The 24720-nt window shown below is 68.5% G+C and carries 26 protein-coding genes and 1 pseudogene; 16 read left to right on the forward strand and 11 right to left on the reverse strand.

Annotated elements, in window-relative coordinates:
• Positions 1-91: 91 nt before the first annotated feature.
• From ABDV69_RS06700 to ABDV69_RS06710, 3 genes are read left to right on the forward strand one after another with little or no spacing between them, the layout of a single operon-like run.
• Entirely contained in the window at positions 92-595 is a 504-nt protein-coding gene (locus ABDV69_RS06700; protein ID WP_343572802.1) for a DUF3093 domain-containing protein, read from the forward strand.
• Positions 592-846, forward strand: a complete 255-nt coding sequence (locus tag ABDV69_RS06705; RefSeq protein ID WP_343572751.1) for a hypothetical protein — start codon at positions 592-594, stop codon at positions 844-846. The genes ABDV69_RS06700 and ABDV69_RS06705 overlap by 4 nt, the downstream gene beginning before the upstream one ends.
• Positions 843-3002, forward strand: coding sequence for a heavy metal translocating P-type ATPase (locus ABDV69_RS06710; protein WP_343572753.1), 2160 nt, complete (start codon positions 843-845; stop codon positions 3000-3002). Before ABDV69_RS06705 ends, ABDV69_RS06710 begins: the two co-directional genes overlap by 4 nt.
• Here ABDV69_RS06710 and ABDV69_RS06715 read toward each other — a convergent pair.
• On the reverse strand, positions 2963-3847 hold the full coding sequence (locus tag ABDV69_RS06715; RefSeq protein WP_343572755.1) for an alpha/beta hydrolase-fold protein: 885 nt from the start codon (positions 3845-3847) through the stop codon (positions 2963-2965). The genes ABDV69_RS06710 and ABDV69_RS06715 overlap by 40 nt on opposite strands.
• Before the next feature lie 147 nt (positions 3848-3994).
• Here ABDV69_RS06715 and ABDV69_RS06720 point away from each other — a divergent pair, with 147 nt between their 5' ends.
• Positions 3995-4243, forward strand: coding sequence for an oxygenase MpaB family protein (locus ABDV69_RS06720; RefSeq protein WP_343572804.1), 249 nt, complete (start codon positions 3995-3997; stop codon positions 4241-4243).
• Positions 4244-4282: 39 nt separating this feature from the next.
• Positions 4283-6106: an amino acid permease gene (locus ABDV69_RS06725; RefSeq protein ID WP_343572757.1), complete on the forward strand. Its 1824-nt coding sequence runs from the start codon at positions 4283-4285 to the stop codon at positions 6104-6106.
• Positions 6107-6246: 140 nt separating this feature from the next.
• Here the strand turns inward: ABDV69_RS06725 and ABDV69_RS06730 are convergent, their stop codons facing one another.
• The gene (locus ABDV69_RS06730; RefSeq protein WP_343572806.1) at positions 6247-6642 is read right to left on the reverse strand and encodes a nitroreductase family deazaflavin-dependent oxidoreductase; all 396 of its coding nucleotides are present in this window, start codon (positions 6640-6642) and stop codon (positions 6247-6249) included.
• Between the two features lie 104 nt (positions 6643-6746).
• Between ABDV69_RS06730 and ABDV69_RS06735 the strand changes: the two genes are divergently transcribed.
• The 8 genes from ABDV69_RS06735 to ABDV69_RS06770 all read left to right on the forward strand — a co-directional run bounded on the left by ABDV69_RS06735 (position 6747) and on the right by ABDV69_RS06770 (position 14571).
• Positions 6747-7181, forward strand: coding sequence for a hypothetical protein (locus ABDV69_RS06735; protein WP_343572758.1), 435 nt, complete (start codon positions 6747-6749; stop codon positions 7179-7181).
• A 101-nt stretch (positions 7182-7282) separates the two neighbouring features.
• A complete protein-coding gene (gene hemL / locus ABDV69_RS06740; RefSeq protein ID WP_343572759.1) occupies positions 7283-8593 on the forward strand; it encodes a glutamate-1-semialdehyde 2,1-aminomutase in 1311 nt (436 codons plus the stop codon).
• Entirely contained in the window at positions 8593-9201 is a 609-nt protein-coding gene (locus tag ABDV69_RS06745) for a histidine phosphatase family protein (RefSeq protein WP_343572761.1), read from the forward strand. Before hemL ends, ABDV69_RS06745 begins: the two co-directional genes overlap by 1 nt.
• On the forward strand, positions 9198-9782 hold the full coding sequence (locus ABDV69_RS06750; protein ID WP_343572762.1) for a TlpA disulfide reductase family protein: 585 nt from the start codon (positions 9198-9200) through the stop codon (positions 9780-9782). The genes ABDV69_RS06745 and ABDV69_RS06750 overlap by 4 nt, the downstream gene beginning before the upstream one ends.
• Entirely contained in the window at positions 9779-10540 is a 762-nt protein-coding gene (locus ABDV69_RS06755; protein ID WP_343572763.1) for a cytochrome c biogenesis CcdA family protein, read from the forward strand. The genes ABDV69_RS06750 and ABDV69_RS06755 overlap by 4 nt, the downstream gene beginning before the upstream one ends.
• A 113-nt stretch (positions 10541-10653) precedes the next feature.
• Positions 10654-12180, forward strand: a complete 1527-nt coding sequence (locus tag ABDV69_RS06760; RefSeq protein ID WP_343572807.1) for a cytochrome c biogenesis protein ResB — start codon at positions 10654-10656, stop codon at positions 12178-12180.
• Between the two features lie 22 nt (positions 12181-12202).
• Complete coding sequence (gene ccsB, locus ABDV69_RS06765; protein WP_343572764.1) at positions 12203-13168, forward strand: c-type cytochrome biogenesis protein CcsB; 966 nt, start codon at positions 12203-12205, stop codon at positions 13166-13168.
• A 101-nt stretch (positions 13169-13269) separates the two neighbouring features.
• A complete protein-coding gene (locus tag ABDV69_RS06770; RefSeq protein ID WP_343572765.1) occupies positions 13270-14571 on the forward strand; it encodes a MinD/ParA family protein in 1302 nt (433 codons plus the stop codon).
• Here ABDV69_RS06770 and ABDV69_RS06775 read toward each other — a convergent pair whose 3' ends face one another.
• A complete protein-coding gene (locus tag ABDV69_RS06775; RefSeq protein WP_343572766.1) occupies positions 14572-14733 on the reverse strand; it encodes a hypothetical protein in 162 nt (53 codons plus the stop codon). It lies immediately after the preceding gene.
• Positions 14734-14781: 48 nt separating this feature from the next.
• Here ABDV69_RS06775 and ABDV69_RS06780 point away from each other — a divergent pair, with 48 nt between their 5' ends.
• Entirely contained in the window at positions 14782-15099 is a 318-nt protein-coding gene (locus ABDV69_RS06780) for a DUF4229 domain-containing protein (protein WP_343572767.1), read from the forward strand.
• A gap of 12 nt (positions 15100-15111) precedes the next feature.
• Here ABDV69_RS06780 and ABDV69_RS06785 read toward each other — a convergent pair whose 3' ends face one another.
• Positions 15112-15984: a 1,4-dihydroxy-2-naphthoate polyprenyltransferase gene (locus ABDV69_RS06785; protein ID WP_343572768.1), complete on the reverse strand. Its 873-nt coding sequence runs from the start codon at positions 15982-15984 to the stop codon at positions 15112-15114.
• 101 nt (positions 15985-16085) lie between these two features.
• Between ABDV69_RS06785 and ABDV69_RS06790 the strand changes: the two genes are divergently transcribed.
• Entirely contained in the window at positions 16086-16862 is a 777-nt protein-coding gene (locus ABDV69_RS06790) for an S-methyl-5'-thioadenosine phosphorylase (RefSeq protein ID WP_343572769.1), read from the forward strand.
• Between the two features lie 4 nt (positions 16863-16866).
• Here ABDV69_RS06790 and ABDV69_RS06795 read toward each other — a convergent pair whose 3' ends face one another.
• The 7 genes and pseudogenes from ABDV69_RS06795 to ABDV69_RS06825 all read right to left on the reverse strand — a co-directional run bounded on the left by ABDV69_RS06795 (position 16867) and on the right by ABDV69_RS06825 (position 23821).
• A complete protein-coding gene (locus tag ABDV69_RS06795) occupies positions 16867-18618 on the reverse strand; it encodes an NAD-binding protein (protein ID WP_343572808.1) in 1752 nt (583 codons plus the stop codon).
• Positions 18619-18729: 111 nt separating this feature from the next.
• Positions 18730-19809 (reverse strand): o-succinylbenzoate--CoA ligase, encoded by a 1080-nt coding sequence (gene menE / locus ABDV69_RS06800; RefSeq protein ID WP_343572809.1) that lies wholly within the window; start codon positions 19807-19809, stop codon positions 18730-18732.
• A 126-nt stretch (positions 19810-19935) separates the two neighbouring features.
• The gene (locus ABDV69_RS06805) at positions 19936-20229 is read right to left on the reverse strand and encodes a hypothetical protein (protein WP_343572770.1); all 294 of its coding nucleotides are present in this window, start codon (positions 20227-20229) and stop codon (positions 19936-19938) included.
• Between the two features lie 77 nt (positions 20230-20306).
• Positions 20307-21443 (reverse strand): annotated as a pseudogene (locus tag ABDV69_RS06810) (inorganic phosphate transporter); the annotation flags it as partial.
• A gap of 116 nt (positions 21444-21559) precedes the next feature.
• Positions 21560-21946 carry a VOC family protein gene (locus ABDV69_RS06815; RefSeq protein WP_343572771.1) on the reverse strand — a complete coding sequence of 129 codons (387 nt, stop codon included), beginning with the start codon at positions 21944-21946 and terminating at the stop codon, positions 21560-21562.
• 24 nt (positions 21947-21970) lie between these two features.
• Complete coding sequence (locus tag ABDV69_RS06820; RefSeq protein WP_343572772.1) at positions 21971-22849, reverse strand: SDR family oxidoreductase; 879 nt, start codon at positions 22847-22849, stop codon at positions 21971-21973.
• 69 nt (positions 22850-22918) lie between these two features.
• Positions 22919-23821, reverse strand: coding sequence for a 1,4-dihydroxy-2-naphthoyl-CoA synthase (locus tag ABDV69_RS06825; RefSeq protein ID WP_343572773.1), 903 nt, complete (start codon positions 23819-23821; stop codon positions 22919-22921).
• Positions 23822-23982: 161 nt separating this feature from the next.
• Between ABDV69_RS06825 and ABDV69_RS06830 the strand changes: the two genes are divergently transcribed.
• Complete coding sequence (locus tag ABDV69_RS06830; protein ID WP_343572774.1) at positions 23983-24687, forward strand: VIT family protein; 705 nt, start codon at positions 23983-23985, stop codon at positions 24685-24687.
• Positions 24688-24720: the final 33 nt, after the last annotated feature.

Here is a 24720-nt window from a genome sequence, read left to right on the forward strand (position 1 = left end):
CCGGCGGTAACCACCCCAGGTGGTTTGGCCGCAGGTCGCGCAGGGGATGATAGTGGTCGTGACTGCCGGCACGGACACCGACGTAGCGCCGATCTTTCGCGAGGTCGGTGCCAGCTGGTACTGGCTGCTGGCCGGCCCGATTTCGGCGGCGATCATGCTGTGGATCGAAAAATCCAACGGCAACGGCTGGCAGGTCGCCGTCCCGGCGTTTTTCCTGGTGGTGGTGACGAGTTTCATTGCCCTACAAGTGAAAGCCGCGCGCATCCACACGTCGGTCGTGCTGACGTCGCAAATTCTGCGCCAAGGTACCGAGACAATCAAGGTGTCCGAGATCGTCACGGTGTACCCGGAACCCGACAGCCCGTTGACAACGCCGAAAGACGTCGAGCGCTGGCAGGCCGCCCGCGCGCTCGGCGAACTGGTCGGGGTGCCCAAGGGCCGCACCGGTATCGGACTGAGGCTAACCGGGGGCCGCACCGCCCAGGCGTGGGCACGCCGACACCGTCACCTGCGGAATCTGCTCACCCCGCTGGTCGAGGAGCGGGTCGGACCCGACGAGCCGCCGGCCGACGACGTCGAGAGTTCACGATGGTGATGGCCCGTTTCCGCGCTGTCGTCGAGCTGCTGCTGGCCTGCGCCGCGGCGGTGGGCTGTGCGGCCAGTTGGTCGGCCGTTCGCACCACCGTGGCCGTCGCGCCCGCCCTCAAGGACCAGCCGGCGACCGCCTCGGTGGTCTATGACCCGTCAATGCTGCTGGTGATGCTGCTGCTGGCGGCGGTCGCCGGGATACTGGCGGTCATCGGCATCGCCCGACTGCGGCGGGCCCGCCGCGCCACGGCGCCATGACCACCACCGATCTTGACCTGCGCGGCATGAGCTGCGGGTCCTGCGCCGTCCGTGTCGAAAGCGCGCTGAACCAGCTCGACGGCGTGCGAGCCGTGGTGAACTTCGCGCTCGAACGGGCCCATGTGCAGCACCAGGACGCGGTGTCGGCCGGTGACTTGATTCGCGCGGTGGAGTCGACGGGCTACCAGGCCTCGGTGGTCGTCGATCCGTTCGGGCCATCCGACGACGCCCCGCCCGATGAGCTGCGCCCGCGGCTGATCGGGTCGACGCTGCTGGCGATCCCGGTTGTCGCGGTCTCGATGGTGACGGGTTGGCAGTTCACCGGCTGGCAGTGGCTGGCGCTGGCGTTGACCACACCCGTGCTGGCGTGGGGCGGCTATCCGTTCCACCGCGCGGCACTGCTCGGCATCCGGCATCGCACGTCGACGATGGACACCCTGGTCTCGCTGGGCACGCTGGCCGCCTACCTGTGGTCGACGGCCGCGGTGCTGCGGGGGGCGGGCCCGGTGTACTTCGAAGTCGCCGCCGCGGTCACGGTGTTCCAGCTGGCCGGTCGCCACGCCGAGGCGCGTGCCAAGCGCGCGTCCGGGGCCGCGCTGCGCTCGCTGTTGAATCTGGGCGCCAAAGACGCCGTGGTGCTGCGCGACGGCGACGAGGTCCGCGTGCCGGTCTCGCAGCTGCAGGTCGGCGACGTCGTCGTGGTGCGACCGGGGGAGCGGGTGGCCGCCGACGGTGTAATCGTGGACGGTGAAACGGCTTTGGACACCTCAGCGATGACCGGCGAGCCGGTGCCCGTCGACGTCACTGTCGGCGACAGCGTGGTCGGGGGCTCGCTGAACACCTACGGCCGACTGTTGGTGCACGCCGCCAAGGTCGGTGCCGACACCCAGCTGGCGCGGATGGCCAACCTGGTCAGCAACGCCCAGAACGGCAAGGCCCCGGTCCAGCGGATGGCCGACCGGGTCGCCGCGATCTTCGTGCCCGCGGTGCTGCTGATCGCCGCGGCGACAATGGCCGGCTGGCTGCTGGCCGGACAGCCCGCGGCGTCGGCGTTCACCGCGGCCGTCGCGGTGCTGATCATCGCCTGCCCATGCGCGCTCGGGTTGGCCACCCCGACCGCGATCCTGGTCGGTACCGGGCGCGGTGCCCAGCTCGGCATCCTGATCAAGGACCCGAAACTGCTGGAGACCATCGAGGGCGTCGACACCGTCGTGTTCGACAAGACGGGAACCCTGACCACCGGCGCGATGACCGTCCACGACGTCGCGCCCCGGCCCGGCGAAGACGCCGACCTCGTGCTGGCTCGCGCGGCCGCGGTCGAGTCGGCGTCCGAGCACCCGGTGGCGGCGGCGATCGTGGCGGCCGCCCAGCGCCGCGGTTTGGAAATCGGCAGTGGCCCAGACCAATTCGTTAACAACCCCGGCACCGGAGTCGTCGGAGTGGTCGACGGGATCGAGGTGGCGGTGTCGCGGGCCGGGTCACTGGCCGGCGTCGACCTGCTGGCGCCGGCCCGACAAACGGGGGTCCAGGTGACGTGGGACGGGCAGGTGCGCGGCGTGATCACGCTGGCCGATCAGGTCAAGCCCGACAGCGCCGCGGCGATCGCCGAATTGACGGCGATGGGTATCACCCCGATGCTGCTCACCGGCGACAGCGCGGCGGTCGCCCGGCACGTCGCCGAACAAGTAGGCATCGCGCCCGACAAGGTGATCGCCGGTGTGCTGCCCACCGAAAAAGCGCACGCCATCCAGGATTTGCAGACCCAGGGCAGAACCGTGGCCATGATCGGCGACGGTGTCAACGACTCGGTCGCCCTTGCCGTCGCCGACATCGGCATGGCGATGGGCGGCGGAGCCGACGCGGCGATCGACGCGGGCGACCTCACGCTGATGCGCACCGAGGTGCGAACCGTGCCGACCGCGCTGCGGCTGTCGGCGCGCACACTGCGGACGATCCGGATGAACCTGTTCTGGGCCTTCGCCTACAACGCCGCGGCTATCCCGCTGGCGGCGCTCGGGTGGCTGAACCCGATGATCTCCGGGGCGGCGATGGCCTGCTCGTCGCTGTTGGTGGTGACAAACAGCCTGCGGCTCAGGAACTTCAAAGAACGGCCCAGTCAGGACGCCAGCCAGGACAGCTCGCCGGGCAGCTGCTGACGCCAGTACGCCTCGTCGTGCCCACCGGGGGTGAATCCGCCCGCGGGCGGCGTGCGCAGCTGGCCGATGAATTGGTGCGTGGCCAGCGCGAAATGGTCGTCGTTGCCGCAGTCGATCCGCAGTGGAATCGACGCCAGGGCAGGTAATCCGAACACGGTGTTGCGTGTCCAGTCGTCGTAGCTGTCGAACGCCCCGAGCGTGCTGGCGGTATAGGACTGATACAGCGCCGGGCTGACCGCGCAGATCCCGGCGGTACGCGCCGGACCCAGCCGCGCGCCCAGCAGCAGAGCGCCGTAGCCGCCCATCGACCAGCCGATGAAACCGACCCGGGTGATGTCCAGGCTCATCGTCGACAGCATTGGGATCAGCTCGTTGAGAACCATCGAACCCGCGTCCTCGCCGCCGGCCCGCCGATGCCAGTAGGTGTCGCCGCCGTCGACGGCGACCACCGCGAACGGTGGCCGGCCCGCCCTGACCAGTTCTGCGAGGGTCTGTTCGACGCCGAAGCTCATCACCTGCTTGGCATTGCCGCGCACGCCGTGCAGCGCGATCACCGGCCGCAGCGGCCCGGTGATACCGGGCGGCCGGGCGATGATGTAGTTGGTCACCACGCCCCCGCGGGCCGCCGAGACGAACGACCCGGACACCTTGGTCGGCAGCGGGGCGGGCGCGGCGACGGGCGGTGGTGGGGGCACCGGCGCTGCTGGCTCGAACGGGCTCGGGTCGGCGGGCACCTGCGTCGGGTCGAGCAGCGCGCCGAACGCCCAGATTCCCGCCGCCCCCGCGAAAGCACCGGCCCCGAGGCGCAACGAAGCTCGGCGTGACAGGTCAGGCACGAGCCACATATTGCCGTCCTGAGCAGCGGCGTCTACGCAGCCACGCCGCATTCGAAGGCAACACGGCGGTCACAGTTTGCCAACGCCACGCTTGCGGTTGATGCAAAGTTCGAAATCTGTTCCAGGTGTCCGATTTGCGCGAACCGTCTGACGTTGATGGCGGTGTTTTTCAGCGACACCTCGGCGCGGATCAAGCGCTCGCTGCCGCCGATCTTCAGAACTGGCTACGGGTCCGACGAGGACACCACCGGTCAGCAGGTCCGCGACTTCCACCACCAGATCAAGGGGCTCATGCCCCCCGGGCAAGGAAAAGCCGAGCGGTATCACGCGCTGGACCCGGACGCCTTCGCGACCGCGCATTTCCTGTCCAGCCTGCCCGCCGCGCTGCGCGCCGCGCCGGTCTGAATCGAGCGCGGCACCGCGGGTGGGTGTTAGCGTCCCGTAATGCCGGAGAGCCACCCGACCCCGTTGCGCCGGGGGCTCTCCCAACGGCAGCTCAACATGATCGCGCTCGGCGGCGTCATCGGCGCCGGCCTGTTCGTCGGGTCCGGCGTCATCATCGGCGAGACGGGGCCCGGCGCCTTCATCACCTACGCGATCTGCGGCGTCCTGATCGTGCTGGTGATGCGGATGCTCGGCGAGATGGCCACCGCCAACCCCTCGACCGGCTCGTTCGCCGACTACGCCCGGCACGCCCTCGGCGCCTGGGCGGGATTCTCGGTGGGCTGGCTGTACTGGTATTTCTGGGTCGTGGTGGTCGGGTTCGAGGCCATCGCCGGCGGCTCGGTGTTGTCGTATTGGATCGACGCGCCGCTGTGGCTGCTGTCCGGAATCCTGATGATCGCGATGACGGCGACCAACCTGTTCTCGGTTGCGGCCTTTGGCGAGTTCGAATTCTGGTTCGCCGGAATCAAAGTCGCGGCGATCGTGGCGTTTCTGGCGCTCGGCTCGATGTTCGCTCTCGGCTACTGGCCACACCACGGCATCGACTTCAGCAACCTCACCGCGCACGGCGGTTTCTTTCCTAACGGCATCGGCAAAGTCTTCGGTGCGATCCCGGTCGTCGTCTCGGCGATGGTCGGCGCCGAAGTGGCTACCATTGCGGCCGCCGAGACCACGAACCCCCAACTGGCGGTGGCAAAAGCGACCAGATCGGTGGTCGTCCGGATCATCATCTTCTACCTGGGTTCGGTGTTCCTGCTCGCGGTGATCGTGCCGTGGAATGCCGAGCGCCCAGGTGTCTCGCCGTACGTCGCGGCAATGGGTGAGATGGGGGTTTCCGCCGCGGGACACATCATGAACGCGGTAGTGCTGACGGCGGTGCTGTCGTGCCTGAACTCGGGTCTGTACACGGCGTCGCGGATGCTGTTCGTGCTGGCCGCACGCGGCGAGGCGCCGATGAAATTGGTCAAGGTCGGCCCCCGCGGGGTGCCCTACACCGCGATCCTCCTGTCGTCGGTGGTGGGCTTTCTCTGCGTGCTGATGGCATGGGTGGCCCCTGGGGCGGTGTTCAATGTCCTGCTGAAATCATCTGGTTCGCTTGTTCTTTCGGTGTATCTGATGATTGCGCTGTCGCAGATCGTGCTGCGTCGCCGCACACCGCCCGAGCGGCTGCGGGTGAAGATGTGGTTGTTCCCCGGTCTGTCGGTGCTCACTGTGGTCGCGCTGGTCGGCGTGCTGGTGCTGATGGCCTTCGACGCAGGCGCCCGGATGGAGTTGTGCTTGGGGATGCTGTCCTGGGTGGTGGTGTTGGCGCTGTACTTCGTGCCGCGTTGGCGGCGTGGATCGGGCAAGGTCGAGCCGGCCGCTGGGTCTTTGTCGCCGACCGGCAAAGCCAACCGGGTGCTGGTGTTGGCCAACAAAAACGTCTCCACGAGTGAGCTTTTCGACGTGCTGCGCCGCGTCGACGCCCAACAGCGCGCCGACTACTTCATCTGCGTCCCGGTCAACCCGGTGGACACCGGCCAGGCCGAACGCACCGGCCCGGTGTTCGTCCTCGACGCCACGGTCACCGCCGCCCACCAGCGACTCGACGCGCTGCTGTCCGTGCTGCGCGACGCCGGACTCAACGCCGACGGCGAGCTCGGTGACTACCGGCCGCTGCGGGCCCTCGATGCCGCCGTGCGACGCTTCCGCCCCGACCAACTGGTGATCGCCGAAGCGCGCTCGGCGTGGCTGCGGCTCGGCATGGTCGACAAGGTACGCGCGGCGTATCCGATCCCGGTGGTCCACGTGGTGCCCGGCCGGTCGGTGCTGACCTCGGTCTGAACTGTCGATGAGCGCTGTGGCTGCTGTCGCTCGGACTGCGTCATCATGGCCGGAGTCGCGCCGGACACGGTGTTCGGTGTTTCTGCTCAACTCGTCGGGCGCCATCGTGCTGCTAGCATGCGCGTCACGGCCCGAGCTGATTAACCATTCTTGGTCAGCAGTACCGCCTGCTCGAACGGCAACCGGGCGAAGACGCGGTGTGCCACGCCCCCGACGTGAGCGGCCGCCTCTTGCTTGCTGACGGTTTGCGGGTTGCTGACGCTGAACGTCTTGCCGTGGCGCTGCATCTTGCCGCCACCGGCCGCGTTGAGGTTCTTCAGCCAGTCGCGGTCAGGGCCGTAGGTGAGCAGGATCGCCACCCCGGGCGTGCCGTCGACGTCGGCGTTGAACACCGTCAACGGGGTGCGGTAGGCCTTGCCGGACTTGCGGCCGACGTGCTCGAGGATGCCGAACGATGGGGCCCAGCCGGCCCACATCCGCTGAATCGGGTTGGTCACGTGCCGGTTGAACCGGGCGAGCCGCTGCGGTAGTTGCATACCGTCATCCAACTCCCACGACACCGCCGAGCTCAACCGGAGACCCGACCCAACCGCGATCAGGTCGGTACCGAATCCCTCTTCACCAGTACGAGGAGGAGCACATGCGCTACCCCGCCGTCGACGATCTGCCCGGAGCGGCAACCTCCACGCTGCTCGGCGTTTGCGCGCAGTTGTCGCGGTCGCGCCACCCGGGACTGGCTCGGTGGGCCACCTCCGTATCCGACGCGCTTCTGGTCCGGCTGGTGGCAGTGACCACCGGCGTGCACCTCGACGGCGCCAGCAGCGCGCCCCGCCCGCTGCAGACGCTCGACAACGCGGAGCTGGATGGACTGCACGCGCTGCTGCTGGCGGGTGCCGAAGCCAGCGACGACGACTCGGTCGTCGCCTGGTGCACCCGGATGAACGAGCTCATCATCGCCGACCTCTGCCGTCGCGAGCTGGAGCGGGCCGCTATGGAGGCCAAGGCCGCCGCGATCGTCGCCGAGGAACGGCGGCTCGACTGCCTGGCGCGACGCGACGGCCTGTTCGTCGGCTGATATCGCCGGTGGTCGCCTTTTCGGTGTGGCGGGTGTGACAGCCGGTTGAACAACTACACCCTGTAGTCGACGCACTCCTGGCGGCTGGGACACTGGAGGACGTGCATACAGAGGTCTCGGCGAAGCTGTTCGACGCTGCCAGTGCGGTCATTCCGGGTGGGGTGAATTCGCCGGTCCGGGCGTTCAAGGCGGTCGGCGGCACTCCTCGCTTCATCACCGAGGCCAACGGCTACTGGCTCACCGACGCCGACGGCAACCGCTATATCGACCTGGTCTGTTCGTGGGGCCCGATGATCCTCGGCCACGCCCACCCGTCGGTCGTCGACGCTGTCACCAAGGCCGCGCGTAGTGGGCTGTCGTTCGGGGCGCCGACGCCCGCCGAAAGCGAACTGGCCGCCGAGCTCATCGACCGGGTGGCTCCGGTGGATCTGATCCGATTGGTCAACTCCGGCACCGAGGCCACCATGAGCGCGGTCCGACTGGCCCGCGGGTTCACCGGCCGCGCCAAAATCGTCAAGTTCTCCGGCTGCTACCACGGCCACGTCGACGCGCTGCTGGCCGACGCCGGCTCCGGGGTCGCGACGCTGGGCCTGCCGTCCTCGCCGGGGGTCACCGGCGCGACGGCCGCCGACACGATTGTGCTGCCCTACAACGACATCGACGCGGTGCGGCAGACCTTCGAGGACGTCGGTGAGCAGATCGCGGCCGTGATCACCGAGGCCAGTCCCGGCAATATGGGCGTCGTCCCGCCCGCGGCGGGCTACAACGCGGCGCTGCGGCAGATCACCGCCGACCACGGCGCACTGTTGATCGTCGACGAGGTGATGACCGGCTTCCGGGTCAGCCGAAGTGGCTGGTACGGACTTGATCCCGTTGACGCCGACCTGTTCACCTTCGGCAAGGTGATGAGCGGCGGCCTGCCTGCCGCCGCGTTCGGTGGTCGCGCCGAGGTGATGCAACGGCTCGCCCCGCTGGGGCCGGTGTATCAGGCCGGCACGCTGTCCGGTAACCCGGTCGCGGTCGCCGCCGGGCTGGCCACCCTGCGGGCCGCCGACGACGCGGTGTACGCCGCGCTGGACGCCAACGCCGACCGATTGGCCGGTCTGCTGTCGCTGGCATTGACCGAAGCCGGCGTGCCACATCAGATTCCGCGGGCCGGCAATATGTTCAGCGTGTTCTTCGGCGACACGCCGGTCAACGATTTCGCCTCGGCGCGCAACAGCGAGACATGGCGGTTCGCGCCGTTCTTCCACGCGCTGCTCGACGGCGGTGTGTATCCGCCCTGCAGCGCCTTCGAGGCCTGGTTCGTCTCGGCGGCGCTCGACGACGCTGCGTTCGCCCGAATCGCCGAAGTACTGCCCCTGGCGGCGCGGAGGGCGGCACAAGCCACTGCCGAGGAGGCCAAGCCCTGATGGCCGAACAGACCCGAATCCACCTGATCCGGCACGGCGAGGTGCACAATCCCGACGGCGTGTTGTACGGGCGGCTGCCCGGATTCCGCCTGTCCGACAAGGGAAACCGACAGGCGCAAGCCGCGGCCGACGCGCTGGCCGGCCGCGACATCGTCGCCGTCATCGCCTCGCCGCTGCAGCGTGCCCAGGAGACTGCCGCGCCGATCGCCGCCCGGCACAATCTCACGGTCGACACCGACTCCGACCTGATCGAGTCGGCCAACTTCTTCGAGGGCAGGCGGGTCGGCCCCGGCGACGGCGCCTGGCGCGACCCGCGGTTCTGGTGGCAACTGCGCAACCCGTTCACCCCGTCGTGGGGCGAGCCGTACAAGCAGATCGCCGCGCGCATGACGACCGCGATCGACAAGGCGCGCGCCCGGGCCGACGGCCACGAGGCCGTCTGCGTCAGCCATCAGCTGCCGGTGTGGACGGGCCGGCTGTCGGTCACCGGTAGACGGCTCTGGCACGACCCGCGCCGCCGCGAGTGCGCGGTGGGTTCGGTGACGTCGCTGATCTACCACGGCGATCGACTGGTCGACGTGCAGTACATGGAGCCGACGCTCAGTTGACCAAGCTGGTGTTCGTCGCCGTCGCAGTGGCCGCTCTGTTGGTCGGCTGCTCCACCGGCGACGACGCCGTCGCGCAGGGCGGCACGTTCGAATTCGTCTCGCCCGGAGGCAGAACCGACATCTTCTACGACCCACCCAGCCACCGTGGCAAGCCCGGCCCGATCGCCGGCCCGGACTTGATGGACCCGGCGCGCACCGTCTCCGTCGACGACTTCGCGGGCAAGGTCGTGGTCGTCAACGTCTGGGGTCAGTGGTGCGGGCCGTGCCGCGCGGAAGCCTCCGCGCTGCAACAGGTGTACGCAGCCACCCGTGCCAACGGGGTGGCCATGCTGGGCGTCGACGTCCGCGACAACAACCGGGAAGCCGCCCGGGATTTCGTCAAAGACCACGAGGTGACCTACCCGTCGATCTACGACCCGGCGATGCGCACGATGATCGCGTTCGGTGGCAAGTACCCGACCTCGGTCATCCCGTCCACGCTGGTGCTGGACCGCAGCCACCGGGTGGCCGCGGTGTTCCTGCGCGAGCTGCTCGCCGACGATCTGCAGCCGGTGGTGCAGCGGATCGCGGCCGAGCAATGAGCTTCACCGAAACCGCCACCGCCGGGCCACTTTTGCTGGCGCTGGCGGTGTCGGTGCTGGCCGGGCTGGTGTCGTTCGCGTCGCCCTGTGTGGTGCCGCTGGTGCCCGGCTATCTGTCGTATCTGGCTGCGGTGGTCGGTGTCGACGAATCGGACCAAGCTCCGCCGAATGCGCGGTGGCGGGTGGCCGGGTCGGCGGCGTTGTTCGTGGCCGGATTCACCTTGGTGTTCCTACTCGGCACCGTCGCCGTCCTCGGCATGACCACCACGCTGATCACCAATCAGGTTGTGCTGCAACGAGTCGGCGGCATCATCACGATCGTGATGGGCCTGGTGTTCGTGGGCTACGTCCCCGCGCTGCAACGCCAGCTCCGGTTCGCGCCGAGGCAGTTGTCCACGCTGGCCGGCGCGCCACTGCTGGGCGCGGTGTTCGCGCTGGGCTGGACGCCGTGTCTGGGCCCGACGTTGGCCGGTGTCGTCACCGTCGCGTCGGCAACCGACGGCGCGAGCGTGGCCCGTGGCATCGTGCTGGTGATGGCCTACTGCCTGGGCCTGGGAATCCCATTCGTGCTGTTGGCTTTTGGGTCGGCATCGGCCGTCGCGGGTCTCGGCTGGCTGCGCCGTCACACCCGGGCGTTGCAGATCCTCGGCGGCGTGCTGCTGATCGCGGTCGGCGTCGCCCTGGTCAGCGGGGGATGGAACGACTTCGTCTCCTGGCTGCGCGACGGGTTCGTCTCGGATGTGAGGTTGCCGATTTGAGCCGGCCGGTTTTATGGCGAGCAGACGCAGAGTCGCACGCGAAAAGGCGCGGCGGTGCGATTCTGCGTCTGCTCGCGCACAAAATCCGCAACGCGTGGCGGACGTTGACGTCGATGGGCACCGCGCTGGTGTTGCTGTTCCTGCTGGCGCTCGGCGCGATGCCCGGCGCGTTGCTGCCGCAGCGTAGCCTCAACGCCGGCAAGGTCGACGACTACCTGGCCGCGCACCCCGAGATCGGGCCGCTGCTGGATAAATTGCAGGCGTTCAACGTGTTTGGCAGCTTCTGGTTCACCGCGATCTACACGCTGCTGTTCATCTCGCTGCTGGGCTGTCTGACCCCGCGGATCGTCGAGCACGCCCGCAGCATGCGCGCGACCCCGGTGCCGGCACCCCGCAACCTGACCCGGCTGCCCAAGCACGCGGTCGCCACCGTCACCGGTGACGTCGATGATGTCGCGACCATCATGGCCGAGCGGTTGCGCGGCTGGCGCACCACGGTCCGCCGCGGCGACGCAAAAGAGATCTCCGCCGAGAAGGGCTATCTACGCGAATTCGGCAACCTGGTCTTCCATTTCTCGCTGCTGGGCCTGCTGGTCGCAGTCGCCGTCGGCAAGCTGTTCGGCTACGAAGGCAACGTGGTCGTCATCGCCGACGGGGGACCGGGGTTCTGCTCGGCCTCGCCTGCGGCGTTCGACTCGTTTCGCGCCGGTAATACCGTCGACGGAACCTCGCTGCATCCAATCTGCCTACGCGTCAACGACTTCAAAGCCAAGTATCTGCCGTCGGGACAGGCGACGTCGTTCGCCGCCGACATCGACTACCAGTCCGGCCGCGACCTCGCCGGCGGCAGTTGGCGGCCCTACCGGCTCGAGGTCAACCATCCGCTGCGGGTCGGCGGCGACCGGGTGTACCTGCAGGGCCACGGCTACGCGCCGACGTTCAGCGTCGTCTTCCCGGACGGACAGGTCCGCACTTCGACGGTGCAATGGCGGCCCGACAACCCGCGGACGCTGCTGTCCTCCGGCGTCGCGCGCATCGACCCGCCCGCCGGGACGTATCCCAACGCCGCCGAGCGCCGCCGGCATCAGATCGCCATCACCGGATTGCTGGCACCGACCGAGCAACTCGAGGGCACCCTGCTCTCGTCGAGCTTCCCGGCGCTGATCGCCCCCGCGGTCGCCGTCGACATCTACTCCGGCGACGCCGGATTGGACAGCGGCCGGCCGCAGTCGCTGTACAACCTCGATCCGCGCCTCATCGACGAGCACCGGATCACCCGGGTCAAGCGCGTCAACCTGCGTGTCGGCCAGCAGGTGCGCATCGATCGGGGCCCCGCGGCCGGCACCGTCGTGCGCTTCGACGGCGCGGTGCCGTTCGTCAACCTGCAGGTCTCCCATGACCCCGGGCAGATCTGGGTGCTGGTGTCGGCGATGGCGATGATGGCCGGGCTGATCCTGTCGCTGCTGGTGCGGCGGCGACGGGTCTGGATTCGGCTGCAGACGACGACGCCGGGTACGGTGAACATCGAGGTAGGCGGTTTGGCGCGGACCGACAACGCTGGCTGGGGCGACGAGTTCGAGCGGCTTGTCGCGCGTCTCGAAGAGGGGCTCGCAGCGCCGACGACGATGATGCCGGCGTAGCCGGGATGGAGGAATGGCGTCGATGAACACATCCCACATCCACCTCGGCTTGGCGCGCAACTCCGACTGGGCGTTCACGTCGGCGGTGGTCATCATGGTCGTCGCGCTGGTGCTGCTGGCCGTCGAACTCGCCTACACCCGCAGCCGCAAGGCCGACCGCGAACTGGTCGGCGTGGGTGCCGACAGCGCGACCCCCGGCGTGGTGACCGACGCCCCGCGCCGCCCGGTCGATGAACGCGTCGGGCGGGCCGGGCTGTTGCTGGTCTACGCCGGAATCGGGCTGTTGTTCGGCTGCATCGTGCTACGCGGTCTGGCCACCCAGCGGGTGCCGTGGGGCAACATGTACGAGTTCATCAACCTGACCTGCTTCTGCGCGCTGGTCGCCGGCGCCATCGTGCTGCGTCGCCCGCAATACCGCCCGCTGTGGGTCTTCCTGCTGCTGCCGGTGCTGATTTTGCTGACCGTGTCCGGACGTTGGCTCTACACCAACGCCGCCCCGGTGATGCCCGCGCTGCAGTCGTATTGGCTACCGATCCATGTGTCGGTGGTCAGCCTCGGTTCGGGGGTGTTCATGGTCGCCGGCGTGGCCAGCATCCTGTTCCTGCTGCGTACCTCCCGGCTGGCCGAACCGGGCGCCGAAGGCAAGTTTGCCCAGCTGGCGCAGCGTCTGCCCGATGCCCAGACGCTGGATCGGATCGCGTACCGGACCACGATCTTCGGGTTTCCGGTCTTCGGCTTCGGCGTGATTTTCGGGGCGATCTGGGCCGAGGAGGCGTGGGGCCGGTACTGGGGTTGGGACCCCAAGGAGACGGTGGCGTTCATCGCCTGGGTGATCTACGCGGCGTATCTGCACGCCCGGTCGACGGCCGGCTGGCGGGACCGGAAAGCGGCCTGGATCAACGTGGTCGGCTTCGCGGCCATGGTGTTCAACCTGTTCTTCGTCAACCTTGTCACCGTAGGCCTGCACTCCTACGCGGGAGTCGGATAAGCGCAGCTCAGCGGCTTCTGGCGGCGTTGCGATATGTTCGACCCATAGCACTGTTCGACAACTAGCGACCGGAGTGCCGCAACGAGGGGATAATGGATCACGTGTCTGACCATCCGACGCACGACGCGAACGCGGGCCGCCGCGAAGACCATCCGGCATCGGAGTCGCCGCCGCAGTCGCCGCCGCCACCGGGCGCTGAGCCGGCGACCCGGGCGTTCACCGGACCACCGGTCGCTGAGCCGGCGACCCGGGCGTTCACCGGATTCCGCACCGAGCGCCGGTTCGCTGAAAGCGCGACCCAGAACGCACCGCGGCCGGAACCCCGCGCGTGGGCGGAGACTCCGTATCAGGGCCTGCCCCGCGTCGTGGAATCCCCGGATGCCCCGCGCCGCGTCTACGGCAACTACGGCGGACCGCCCGTCGATGCGAGAGTTTCACAGCCGAACCTTTCGCCGTCGCGATACCCGGAGCTGTCCACCAGCACCCTGCTACGTCAGGTCAAGCCCGCGCCAACGGAGGGCTGGCGCCGATTGCTGTATCGCTTGTCGGGTCAGTTGATCAACGTCGGCGAGAGCCCGCGCACGATCCGCTACAACGACCTCACCGTCCAGGTGAACCGACCGCTGCGCGGGTGCTACCGGATCGCGATGCTGTCGCTGAAGGGCGGCGTCGGCAAAACCACCATCACCGCAACGCTGGGCGCGACGTTCGCCTCGATCCGCGGCGACCGGGTGGTGGCCGTGGATGCCAACCCCGACCGCGGCACGTTGAGCCAGAAGGTGCCGCTGGAAACCCCGGCCACCGTGCGGCATCTGCTGCGTGACGCCGAGGGCATCGAGCGCTACAGCGACGTCCGCAGCTACACCTCGCAGGGTCGCAGCAGGCTGGAAGTGCTTGCGTCAGACAGCGATCCGGCTATGTCGGAGGCGTTCAGCGCCGACGACTACGCGAAGACGCTGGAGATCCTCGAGCGGTTCTACGGTCTGGTGCTCACCGACTGTGGCACCGGGCTTTTGCACTCCGCGATGGCGGCGGTGTTGGAGAAGGCCGACGCACTGGTCGTAGTCAGCTCGGGTTCGATCGATGGGGCCCGCAGTGCGTCGGCGACCCTGGACTGGCTCGATGCGCACGGCCACGAAGACCTGGTCAGCAATTCGATCGCGGTGATCAACGCGGTGCGGCCACGGTCGGGCAAGGTCGACATGCAGAAAGTGGTGGACCACTTCTCCAGGCGTTGTCGCGCAGTGCGTTTGGTGCCGTTCGACCCGCACCTCGAAGAAGGCGCCGAAATCGACCTCGACATGCTGAGGCGGGATACCCGCGAAGCGCTCATCGAACTGGCAGCCGTTGTCGCCGACGGCTTTCCGGGCGATCAGCGTCGGTCCAACGAGCACTTCATCTAGTCAGCGCGGGTTGTCGTCGCCGTGGTTCAACCGCCACAAGAAATCCGGATCGTCGTCGGGTCCGATGACGCGGCTCTTCGGGCGGTTGTGCTGAGCACGAGCCAGCCGCACACCCACGTAGACCAACGATCCGAGAATGACGATCAAGAGCAGGTACAGCACGCAACACCTCCTTGGTGGCGAATATACGCGGCGACCTAGGCTCGCAGTGTGTCAAACCGAAAGAGCTCGGCCGGCCGCGCGGTCGCCGGGGTGTTGCTGTACGTCGTCGGGCGGTTGGCGTTGGTGGCCGCACTCACCGCGGTGATCTACGAAATCGGTCGAGCGCTCGGGGTGCGCGAGTTTCCGATCATCGTCGCGCTGCTGTTCGCGTTGGTCATTGCCATGCCGCTGGGTATGTGGCTGTTCGCCCCGCTGCGTCGGCGGGCCACCGCCGGCCTCGAAGAAGCCACGGAGCGCCGCCGTCACGACCGCGAACAGTTGCGGGCCCGGTTGCGGGGCGCGGAGCCGCCCGGCTCGTCCGGCTGAGTCAATCAGTGTCTAGGCCGTCAGCGTCAACGCGGCGGCCACCGCGATCGACCAGACCAGCATCACCCACCCGGTGTCGCGCAGCACCGGGACCAAGGCGGGTCCGATCTGCCCGGTGCGAACGGGCTTGGCGGCCCGCACCGCCAACGGGGTGGCCAGCAGGCCCAGCGCGCACCACGGCGTGGCCGCGGTCAGCGCCAGGGTCAGCACTGCGGCACCGGCCAGCAGGGCCTGGTAGAAGATGCGTGTTCCCTTGTCGCCCAGCCGAACTGCCAGCGTGATCTTGCCGGACTCGGCGTCGGTCGGGATGTCTCGTAAGTTGTTGGCCACCAACACCGCCGTCGACAACGCGCCCGTCGCCACGGCCAGCACCACGCCGACCCAGTCGACCCGCAATGCCTGGGTGTACTGGGTGCCGAGCACCGCGACCAGCCCGAAGAACACGAACACCGCGACTTCGCCGAAGCCCGCGTAGCCGTACGGCCTGGAGCCGCCGGTGTACAGCCAGGCCCCGGCGATACACAACGCTCCGACCCCGACCAGCCAGGGCGCGCTGGTCAGTGCGAGCGCCAACCCGGCCACCGCGCCGACCGCCAAGCTGGCCAGCGCCACCGCGAGCACCGACCGCGGTGCGGCCAGCCGCGAACCGACCAGCCGCAGCGGGCCGACCCGGTTGTCGTCGGTGCCGCGGACGCCGTCGGAGTAGTCGTTGGCGAAGTTGACCCCGATGATCAGGGCCACCGCGACGGCCAACGCCAGCAGTGCCTTCCACCAGACCGCGGCGAGCAGCCAAGCGGCGGCGCCGGTACCGGCTATCACCGGGGCGACAGCGTTGGGGAGGGTTCGTGGTCGCGCACCGGCGATCCACTGCGCAAGACTGGCCACCGTGTGATCGTTCCATGCCGATACCCGACAATGCATGGGTGCCCGCCGGCGACGAAAGGCTGGGCAGTGCGACCCGAAGAGGGCAGGAGGAGCGGCGGTAGATGATCGGCGTGATAGGCGGCAGCGGCTTCTACAGCTTTTTCGACTCGGCGGCCCGCAGCGTCAGCCTGGACACGCCGTTCGGTGAGCCCAGCGGCCCCGTCACCGTCGGCTCGATCGGGGAGCACGAGGTGGCCTTCCTGCCCCGCCACGGCGTCGACCACCGCTATCCCGCGCACAAGGTGCCGTATCGCGCGAATATGTGGGCGCTGCGCGCGCTGGGCGTCCGGCAGATCTTCGCGCCGTGCGCGGTCGGCAGCCTGACCACCGACCACGGCCCGGGCGCGGTCGTGGTGCCCGACCAACTGGTCGACCGCACCCGTCGTCGTGCCGACACCTACTTCGACTCCGGCGCCGGCCACGTGGCCTTCGCCGACCCGTACTGCCCGACGTTGCGCGCGGCGGTCACCGGCCTGCCGGAGGTCGTCGACGGCGGCACCATGGTCGTCATCGAGGGGCCGCGGTTTTCCACCCGCGCGGAGAGCCGGTGGTTCGCCGCCGCGGGCTTCGCCCTGGTCAACATGACCGGCTATCCGGAGGCCGTGCTGGCCCGCGAACTCGAAATCTGTTATTCGGCAATCGCTTTGGTGACCGATCTGGACGCCGGGGTCGAGACGGGCGAGGGCGTGAAACTTGACGACGTGGTCGGTGTCTTCGCCAAGAACATCGAGCCGTTCAAGCAACTCGTCCGCGAAGCGGTCAGCCGGGTCGGCGCCGAGCACACCTGTACCGAGTGTCTGTCGCACACCGGGATGCCGCTGCCGTTCGACCGGACGTGAGCGCTCAGCTGGCTTTGGTTGTCGGCTGGCGGCCCTCGTCGGTGCCGGGCTCGCGCGGCGGCCGGCCCCGACGCAGCGTGTCGATCAACTCGCGATAGGGGCCGACCAGATACACGGTGTCGTCGGCGTGCAGCCGGGCGTCGCGGCGCGGGTGCAGCTTGAGCAGCCCGTTGGACGTCACGATCGCGATAACCCGGGTCTGGGTGGACAGCTCGAACATCCGCAGCCCGTCCAGCTCGCTGCCGGCGGCCACCTGCATTCCGCCGACCACGAACGAACTCTGGCCCACCGAGAAGGTGCCCAGTACCTGCAGGCCGATCGCGGCGCCGATGAAATACGGCACCGCCAGCTCGACGGTGGAGCGGACGTTTTCGAAACCGAACCGCTGCGCCACCGCGAAACCCAGCGTTCGGTCGTAAACCCGCAGCACCAGAGGAATGTCGGTCCAATTTTCCCGGGTCGCGGTCTTCTTGCCGAGCATCTCGGACAGCACGATGCCGGTCTCGATGTTGATGATGTCGTCGCGGGTCAGCACCGCCACGGCTCGGGCGCGGTCGACCCGGGCGGACTGTAGCGTCTGGTGCAGGGTGCCGTCGCCGAAGATGACCGGCACGTCGAGGTCGCGCACCGCGGACAGGAAGCGGTTCTCCTCGTCTCGCTCGATGACCGCGACGTCGTATCCCGCACTGGTCAGATCCTGGACCACCCGCATGCCCAGCCCACTGAGCCCGACCACGACGATGTGGTTGCGCAGATGCCGTATCCTGGGCTGTGCGGACGCGAAAACGAAACGCCGCGAAAGCAATACGTCGGCAACGAACGCGACCAGCAAGGCGGTGGTGGTGACGCCGCTGAACATCAACAACGTCGAGAAGGTACGCAGCCAGGTGGGCTGGTTGACGAAGCTGAAGTCGCCGTACCCGGTGGTGGTCATCGTTTCGACGGTGAAGTAGAAGGCGTCGACCCAGCCCATCCTGGGCGGGGGTTTATAGCCGAACCGCAGCACGAAGACGGCGGTGACCAGCATCGTCAGCGTCGCGGCCACGACCGGATAGAACGTCGGGTTGAAGTCGTTGACCAAGCCGCGAACGCCGTCAACCACTCGCCGGAACACGTTGCGGCGGGAGCGCGATCCAGCCGGCTTGGGGGTCTTGATGCCCTGGGCGGCCAACTCTTCGGCGGTACCGATCATCATCGTCCAGTCACCGGCACGCACCCGCTGATCGCGGCCGGGGCAGATCTCGACCTCGCCGGGGTCGGGTGAGTCGTCACTGTGGATGACCGCCACCGGGGCGAGGTCGCCATAGAGTTCACGCAGTGTGGCCTCGCGGGAGGCGGCCTTGCCCGAGACGACGAACTTCATCCCGGCGGCGTCGAAGTCGTGGGTGGCCTGCGACAGGCAGGCCTCGACCACCGCGGGCGCGGCGAGGTCGGCGACGTCGAGGATCGCGCCGGGCCCGTTGTCGGCGGCGACGGCTTCGCGCAGCACGTCGTTGGCCACCCGCGACACGACGCGCACGCCTGCGTTGGCTTTCCTTGCGAGCAAAGCGATTTCGAGGTTCACCGCGTCGTCGTTGCCGGCGCAGACGACAGCCATCGCCGCAGCGACGTCGGCCAAGACGAGTTCGCGGGCGACGCCGGCCTCGGACTGATCGGCACTGGCCAGCCGGACCACCCGCACCCCGGCATTTTTCAGCTCGTCGACGATCGTGGTCGCCAGCGCATCGTCACCGCTGACAATGATGTGGCGCTGCATTGTCTCGTCCATCGCTCGAAGGCCGGATCGACGGCGGGCACTGCACGACGTCGGGCCGGTTCACCAGGGCATTATGTCATCCAGTGTGACTCGTGATGCGCAGACGCATCGCTACGGCAGGCACTTTCCTGCCAGACGCACCAGCGCCGGCCGGTCGACTTTGCCGATGCCGCGCAATGGCAACGCGGCCATGATGTGCAGTTCGCGCGGCGCGGCCGTGTGGTCCAGGGTCCGCATCACGTGGGCCCGCAGCTCGTCGAGCGAGGGTGTCGCCGCCGCGGCGGCCACGACGACGGCGGCCACCACCCGCTGGCCCAGTCGCTCGTCGGCCACCCCGAACACCGCGCAGTCGGCCACCGCGGGGTGGGTCCGCAACGCCGCCTCGACGGGTTGCGGCAACACCGTCAAACCGCCGGTGCTGATCGCGTCGTCGATGCGGCCCAGCACGTGGAGCCCGCCTGAATCGTCAACGACGCCTAGGTCGTCAGTGCGAAACCAGCCGGCCTCGGCGAACGGGTCGGGGTCAGGTGGATTCCGGTAGCCCTTGGCCAGAATCGGACCGCCGATCACGATCCGACCGTCGTCGATGCGCAACGCGACGCCGTCGAGTGGTAGGCCGTCGTACACGCAGCCGCCGGCGGTCTCGCTCATCCCATAGGTGCGAACCACGTTGACGCCGGCGCCCGCGGCCGCATCGAGGACCGGCCGCGAGGCCGGGCCGCCGCCGATCAGCACCGCGTCCAACTCGGCCAGCGCGGCACTGGCGGCGGGATCGGCCAGCGCCTTGGCCAGTTGGGTGGCGACCAGCGAGGTATATCGTCGACCCGAGCCGAGTTTGTCGACGGCAGAGGGCAATTGGCTGACATCGAAGCCAGTCGAGACGTCCAGCTCGACGGGTGTGGTGCCGGCCAGCAGGCTGCGGACCAGCACCTGGATACCGGCGATGTGGTACGACGGCAGGGCCAGCAGCCACCGGCCCGGCCCGCCCAGCCGCTGGTGGGTGGCCACCGCGCTGGCGGTCAGTGCGGCGGCGGTCAGCAATGCGCCCTTGGGTGTTCCGGTGCTGCCGGACGTGGTCGCCACCAGCGCCACGTCGTCGTCGATGACGTCGTCTACCCGAAGAGCTTCCAGCGCCGAGCGGCCGGTGTCGGCGCCGATCGGGACGAATGCGGGTGACTCGCCGTGCAACACCTGCGCCAGCGCCGCCGACAGCGGGCCGGCCGAGGCGCCCTGCGCCACGGCGAATGCGCGCAGGACGGCTATCCGCTGTCCTCGCCGGACGGCCGGTATGCCTGACTTCGGAACAAGCTTCCGATACTACTTGGGCCTGGCCCCCAAAACGTAAACGCCCGTCCACGCCCCGATGGCCTCGCGCGCGATGTACAGCACGCCGACGACGACCGCGGCCAGCGCCAGCGCGTACAGCGCGTAGCTGACGGCGGTGAGTGCCGGGTTCTTGCGGGCGACGGCCGCGCCGTCGGAGCCCTGGATGCCGGCGCCCGCAGCACCCAACTTCACGGCGAGCGCGAACAGCGCGGGCAGTCCACTGCCGAGCAGCAGGCCGAAGAGCATGATCTTCAGTGCGGCTTGGTAGTTGAACCAGTGGCTCACAGCGTGTCCGCTTTCTTGCTCTCGATGTCTGCAGCGGTGCCGGACGAGGCGCCGGCGAGGCCCGGGTGGCGATCCTCGTCGAGACCGGCGGTCAGGTCGCCCTTCCACTCGGCGTTGACGTTGGTGTGATCGACCTTGGTCTTGCGCGACTGCCGGTAGATCGCCGTCGACGTCGCCAGCAGCATGAGGAAGCCGATGACCGCACCGGGGTAGCCACCGATCCCGTGCACCACGAAGTAGGTGACGGCGCCGACCAGGCCGGCGGACGGCAGGGTGATCAGCCAGGCGGCGGCCATCCGGCCGGCGACGCTCCAGCGCACCTCGGCACCGGGCTTACCGACCCCGCTGCCGAGCACCGAGCCGGTGACCACCTGCGTGGTGGACAGCGCGTAGCCGATCTGAGCCGACAGTAAAATGATGACGGCCGAGGAGGATTCGGCGGCCATGCCCTGCGGCGACTTGATCTCGACAATGCCCTTGCCCATGGTGCGGATGATCCGCCAGCCGCCGGTGTACGTCCCGATAGCCATGGCGCAGGCGCAGGCCAGGATCACCCAGAACGGGGGTACGTGGTCCGTCCGGCTGGCTGCGCCGTAGGAGATCAGCGCCAGGAAGATCACCCCCATCGTCTTCTGCGCGTCGTTGGTGCCGTGTGCCAGCGAGACCAGCGACGCCGAGAAAATCTGCCCGCGCCGGAAGGCGGCTTCGGTGCGCTCTTCGGGGACGCCGCGGTTGAACAGGTAGACCAGCCGGGTGCCGACCGCGCCGACGACTCCGGCCAGCGTGACCGAGACCAGGGCCGGGATCAGCACCAGCGACACCACGCCGGTCCAGATCACCCCGTGCCCGCCGACCGCGGCGATCATCGCGCCGATGATGCCGCCCACCAAGGCGTGCGACGAGCTCGACGGGATGCCCAGCAGCCAGGTCAGCAGGTTCCAGACGATCCCGCCGACCAGCCCGGCGAAGATCAAATCGGGTTTGACCAGGTGAGCGTCGACCAGATTCTTCGCGATGGTTCCCGCGACCGCGGTGGACAGGAATGCTCCCAGGAGATTCAGCACGGCCGAGAGCGTCACCGCGGTCTTCGGCTTGAGTGCTCCACTCGCGATCGAGGTGGCCATGGCGTTGGCGGTGTCGTGGAAGCCGTTCGTGAAATCGAAGGCGAGTGCGGTGATCACCACGATGATGAGGAGGAACAGCTGAAGGGGCACGGGCCTAATTCTGGGGTAGGTGGGGCGTCGTTGTCGAAAGAACGGCGTCGTGGTGCCAACGCGATTCGCAGTGGTCGTCAGATGTGCGTCTGCGCTTAACCTGGTAGTTCGCGGCGTTAACCGCGGGTGTCACGGCGCAGCGGATGCTCGGGGGGGATCTGGACGAAGATCAGCAGAACACCGTCGGGATCGACGACATGCATTTCGTGTAGCCCCCATGGTTCGCGGCGGGCCTCGCGGGCTATCTGTACACCTCGGCTCGCCAGTTCGGCTTGTGTGGCGGCAATGTCGCGAACCTGGAGCCACAGCGCGCCGGGGAAGTCTGCCGCGCGGTGGTCCGGCGCGCCGTGGTCGGCCAGTTCGATCAGTGACTGGCCGGCAAAGAAGACGGTGCCCGCGCCGTAGTCGCGGAAGATCGCCAACCCGATCTGATCGCGGTAGAAGGTCAGCGAACGCTGATAGTCCACCGGCCGGAACAGCATCCGGCTGGCGAGAATCTCCATGCCGTCGTGTCTATCACGCCGGGCTTAGCCGGGTTGAAGGCGCTGCCGCCGTACCGCCGTGGTCGTGAATCCCGGCATGACGGTGTCGATGGCCTGCGCGGCGATCGCCATCCGTGGCGCGATCCGGACCGGGCGGGTGCGCGCCGCGTCGATCATCCAGCCCGCCGCCTCTTCGGAGGTCAGCGCCGGCAAGCCCCGGTATTCCTTGGTCGGCGCGATCATCGGGGTGGCCACCAGCGGGTAATACAGCGTGGTCGAGTGCACACCCTTGGTCGCCCACTCGGTTTCGATTACCCGGCTGACCGCTGACAGCGCGGCTTTCGAGGCGTTGTAGACGGCGAACAGTGGCGACGGCTCGCTGAACACGCCCCAGGTCGCGACGTTGATGATGTGCCCGTCGCCGCGCTCCAGCATCCCGGGCGCGATGCCGCGGATCAGGCGCAACGGCGAGTAGTAGTTGAGCACCATGGTCCGCTCGACGTCGTGCCAGCGCTCCAGCGACTCGGCCAGCGGCCGTCGGATCGACCGGCCGGCGTTGTTGATCAGGATGTCCACTCCACCGAGGCGCTCCTCGACGTCGGCGACCAGCGCGTCGACCGCGTCCAGGTCGGACAGATCGCACCGGATTGCGATCGCGTCGCCGCCGCCGGCGGTGATCCGGCCGACGACCTCGTCGAGCAGTTCCTGGCGGCGGGCCACCGCGACCACGGTGGCGCCGCGGCGGGCGAACTGCTCGGCGGCGCACTCGCCGATCCCGGACGAGGCCCCGGTGAGCACGACGCGCTTGCCGGTGAGGTCGATGCGGGCCGCATTGGGCCGGGACAGCAGGCGTGCGGCCAGTGGCGGGCGCATGGTGGCCAGCGTGATCTGCTCGGCCAGGAAGCGAAGCGGGTTTTTACTCACAAGGCAGAAGCTTAGGTGCCGCGTCTTGGCTCGAGCGTGACGCCAACTTCACGTTCAGCGGAACTAGCGTCAGAAGTAGCGCGGGAACGGGGTCCAGTCGGGCGGCCGCTTCTGTAGGAACGCGTCGCGGCCCTCGACCGCCTCGTCGGTCATGTACGCCAGCCGGGTGGCCTCCCCGGCGAACAGTTGCTGACCCACCAGCCCATCGTCGAGCAGGTTGAACGCATACTTCAGCATCCGTTGCGCCTGAGGTGATTTCGCGTTGATCTCGGCGGCCCACTGGATCGCCTCGGACTCCAGCTCGGCGTGGTCTACGACGGCGTTGACCGCGCCCATCTGATGCATCTGCTCGGCGGTGTAGGGCCGGCCCAGGAAGAAGATCTCGCGGGCGAATTTCTGGCCGACCTGTCGGGCCAGGTACGCGCTGCCGTAACCGCCGTCGAAGCTGCCGACGTCGGCGTCGGTCTGCTTGAACCGGGCCTGCTCGCGGCTGGCCAGGGTGAGGTCGCAGACCACGTGCAGGCTGTGCCCGCCGCCCGCAGCCCAGCCGTTGACCAGGCAGATCACCACCTTGGGCATGAACCGGATCAGCCGCTGCACCTCGAGGATGTGCAGCCGGCCGGCCCGTGCGGCGTCGACGGTGTCGACGGTGTCCCCGCTTGCATACTGGTAGCCGCTGCGGCCACGGATGCGCTGATCGCCGCCGGAGCAGAACGCCCAGCCGCCGTCTTTCGGCGACGGGCCGTTTCCGGTCAGCAGCACCACCCCGACATCCGGCGACATCCGGGCGTGATCGAGCACCCGGTAGAGCTCGTCGACCGTGTGCGGGCGGAACGCATTGCGCACCTCGGGCCGATCGAACGCCACCCGCACGGTCGCGTCGGTGACGTGGCGGTGATAAGTGATGTCGGTCAACTCGGCGAACCCGTCGACCGGCTTCCACTGGTCGGGGTGAAAAGGATTGTCGCTCAACGCTGTTGATTCCCATCTACTCGAAAGACCGCGATCGGTCCGGCCCGCTTCGTGAAGCCGACTGCCGCTCACACGGCGACGGTACTCGTTTGCTGTGCGGCGGTTCGGCAAGGCTATGTTTCCTGGCGCCGAGGGGCCAGACTGCCCTAAGGTTTCGTCCCGTGTCCCAGCCGCACGAGCCGCATCAGGGTTCGGTATCCGCGCGGCTGAATTGGCTTCGGGCGGGGGTGTTGGGCGCCAACGACGGGATCGTCTCGACGGCGGGCATCGTCGTCGGTGTGGCTGCGGCGACGGTGGCGCGCGGCCCGATCATGACGGCCGGAATCGCCGGGTTGGCCGCGGGCGCAGTGTCGATGGCGCTCGGCGAATACGTCTCGGTCAGCGCCCAACGCGACACCGAACAGGCGCTGCTGCGGCAGGAACGCCAGGAGCTTCGTGCGGATCCCCGCGCCGAACTCGAAGAACTCGCGGCGCTCTATGAAGCCAAAGGATTGTCGGCGGCGACGGCATGGACCGTCGCCGAGGAGCTCACCGACCATGACCCGCTGGTCGCGCACGCTGAGGTCGAGCTCGGGTTCGATCCCGACGAGCTGACCAACCCGTGGCAGGCAGCATTGGCGTCGGCGTTGGCGTTTAGCGTGGGCGCGCTGCTGCCGCTGATCGCGATCCTGGCCGCGCCGATTGCGCTGCGGATCCCGATCACCGTCGCCGCGGTGCTACTTGCCCTGGTGATCACCGGAGCGGTGTCGGCGGGCCTGGGTGGAGCGCCGAAACATCGTGCGGTGCTGCGCAATTTCGTCGGCGGCGGCCTGGCCTTGGCGGTTACCTATCTGATCGGTCATCTGGTCGGCGCCGCGATCGGCTAGTCCTGGTCGAGACGCCGAACGTGAAGCCAGCGT

The sequence above is a fragment of the Mycobacterium sp. genome (assembly GCF_039583785.1).
Lineage (GTDB): Bacteria > Actinomycetota > Actinomycetes > Mycobacteriales > Mycobacteriaceae > Mycobacterium.